This window comes from Bacillus sp. DNRA2 (assembly GCF_012843265.1).
In the GTDB taxonomy this organism is placed as follows: Bacteria; Bacillota; Bacilli; order Bacillales; family Cytobacillaceae; genus Bacillus_BU.
In genome coordinates this window covers 1-2,059 of the sequence record NZ_JABAIT010000067.1, presented here as the reverse complement: position 1 = coordinate 2,059, position 2,059 = coordinate 1, and the positions used below count along the sequence as shown (strand labels likewise).

Genomic DNA, 2,059 nt, shown 5'->3' with positions numbered 1-2,059 from the left:
TTTGTGCGCTTGGCAGCGTATCGGACTAACGGGTGAAAGTCCCGAACACACCGTTTGTGGCGGAAGTGTATAGCTGACAGGTAGTGCGTGTCCGTGAGGAATCGTGCGGAGGACCTGAAGGCAAAACTCGGAATAGGCGACATAAACCACGTTGGCTGGCAGAATCGGATTACCTTGCAAAGGATGGGGATGTCCAATACCACTATGGTTCTGCAAGTTAGGAGGACTAGGTTCGAGGGAAAGCCCGATGACGTGACCCAAGGAGACCTCATCGTCTCCATAATATTTTATGGTAAACCTTAAACAAGTCTGTGACGGACAAGTTGAGATTATGGACGGTGAGGAGTCAGAGCAGGGGATAGTAGTGAATAAGCCTACCGGAAAAGTCGCAAAGGTAGGTGACTTAATACTAAGTTATTAAGATGAGCCTTAACCCAAAAGGTAAGGACTCGATGCGAAGCCCGTCTGTCCATAGAAGCAGAGCTAAGTTATCTTATAATACGTCATGTCCATATAGAAACCGAGAGGATAAAATCCATAGATTCGGGGTCGAACAGTAGGGTAGACCGTATGGGGCGTAGTACTTTATGAATCTGAAGATATTGCCGAAGTTGGGCTAGTCAATCATCGGATTGAAGGGAAAGAAACGATACATGAACGGAAAAGAAGGCAAACAAGGTTTTCGTGAGGGAGTAAAGACTCCACAAAAGAGAAAATGGTATAGTCTCATGGACAAAATCTGGGCAATACCAAACATGGAGGAAGCCTTTAAAGAGGTCAAAAGAAATCGTGGAACTGCGGGAGTAGATGGAGTTACAATCAAGGCTTTTGAATTTGGTGTGGAGGATAATGTACAAATCCTTCAACGAGAATTACGAGAAAAGACTTATAAGCCGAGACCTGTGAAACGTGTATATATTCCAAAGGCTGATGGTTCAAAAAGACCTTTAGGTATCCCAACCGTGAGAGACCGAGTAACACAGGCTGCAGTACGCAGAATAATAGAACCTATATTTGAAGCAAAATTTCTTGACTGTAGTTTTGGTTTCCGACCAAATCGAAGTGCACACATGGCATTAGAGAAAATCCGAAAGGATTTATTTGATGGTTATTTGTATGTAATTGATGCAGACCTAAAATCTTACTTTGACACAATCCCACATAACAGACTTATGTCTTTGGTTAGAGAAGAAATTGTGGACGGTAGTGTCATTGCGTTACTCGAGAGCTTCCTTGAAGCTGGAGTAATGGAGGGTGGCAGTTTCCTTTTAAATGAGAAAGGCACCCCACAGGGGGGTGTCATCAGTCCGTTACTTGCGAACATATATTTGCATCCGTTAGATGAACTTATGACAGAAAGAGGACACCGTATTACAAGATACGCAGATGACTTCGTTATCTGTTGTAAATCACAAAAAGGTGCTGAACGAGTACTTAAATCCGTTACTCGATTTCTTGAGGTAGAACTTGGATTAATGGTCCATCCAGAGAAGACAAAAATTGTAGACAATATGAAAGAATCTTTTGTTTTCCTTGGTCATGAATTTAAACAAGGCTATTGGGTCAAACCATCGGAAAAGTCAGTAAAGAAATTTAAAAGTAAAGTCAAGGAAATCACAAAACGCAACCAAACGATAAACATTGGGAAGTTAATCAAAGAGAAGCTTAATCCCTATCTTCGAGGGTGGGGAAATTATTTCGGACACTGGCATTCTAAAACACTGTTCACTAAATTTGATAAATGGATAAGAAGAAGATTACGGTCTGTCCAATTAAGAAGTTGGCGTAAAATCAGAAAATTACACAGGGAATTGCGTCGAAGAAAGTGGAAAGGAGAACTCCCAAAATTACGTATGTATGCATGGAGAAGTTCAAATTGTGAACCAGTACACACTGCACTTCCAAATGAATGGTTCAAGGAAATTGGTCTCGTATCTCTTGTGGATATTTACAATGAACATCATCCCCAACGGGGATAATTATGGAGGAGCCGTATGCGATGACCCGCACGTACGGAACTGTGAGAGGCGCATGAGTAATTCATGCGCCTACTCTATTT

General features: G+C 41.9%; 1 protein-coding gene. It reads left to right on the top strand.

Translation table 11 applies throughout. From position 1 onward, the window contains the following. The first annotated feature begins 653 nt into the window (after positions 1-653). Positions 654-1,979 (top strand): group II intron reverse transcriptase/maturase, encoded by a 1,326-nt coding sequence (gene ltrA, locus HHO41_RS21955; RefSeq protein ID WP_169102723.1) that lies wholly within the window; start codon positions 654-656, stop codon positions 1,977-1,979. The last annotated feature ends 80 nt before the right edge of the window (positions 1,980-2,059 follow it).